Below are 531 nucleotides of genomic sequence, written 5' to 3' on the forward strand. Positions count from 1 at the left end.
GGCGCTGGAGCGCGCCGGCGCCATGAATGCCGCCTATCACGTGCTCGGCGGCACGCTGTCGCCGCTCGACGGCATCGGGCCTGAGGATCTGAACATAAGGGGCCTCATCGACCGCGTCGCCAAGGGTGGCGTGCGCGAGCTGATCATCGCCGTCAACGCGACCGTCGAGGGCCAGACGACGGCGCACTACATCACCGATCAACTCGAAGGCATGGCGGTGAGACTCACGCGCCTCGCCCATGGCGTGCCCGTCGGCGGCGAGCTCGACTATCTCGACGAGGGAACGCTGGCCGCCGCGCTTAGGGCGAGAACGGTGATTTGAGCATTCGCCTCCGCAGCTTCAGTTTCAAGGAAAAGAGATGCTGAGATTCCTTTCCGTTCTGCTCCTGGCCTGCCTGTCTTTCGCCACCTTCTCCTTCGCCGCTTCAAAGGCCGACGTCGAAACGCAGTTCCGGCAGTGGCTTCGAAACGATTTCTGGCCGGAGGCGAAGAAGGCCGGCATATCGAACGCGGCCTTCGAAGCAGCCTTCA

General features: G+C 63.7%; 1 protein-coding gene and 1 pseudogene. Both read left to right on the forward strand.

Annotation, left to right across the window (positions count from 1 at the left end; all coding sequences use genetic code 11):
- Positions 1 to 322 (forward strand): toprim domain-containing protein (locus A4A58_RS22420; RefSeq protein WP_081422001.1); only part of this gene is annotated, 322 nt, incomplete at its 5' end.
- Positions 323 to 359: 37 nt separating this feature from the next.
- Positions 360 to 531 (forward strand): annotated as a pseudogene (locus tag A4A58_RS31760) (lytic murein transglycosylase); the annotation flags it as partial.

Origin of the sequence: Tardiphaga robiniae (assembly GCF_001618955.1) — a bacterium.
GTDB lineage: Bacteria > Pseudomonadota > Alphaproteobacteria > Rhizobiales > Xanthobacteraceae > Tardiphaga > Tardiphaga robiniae_A.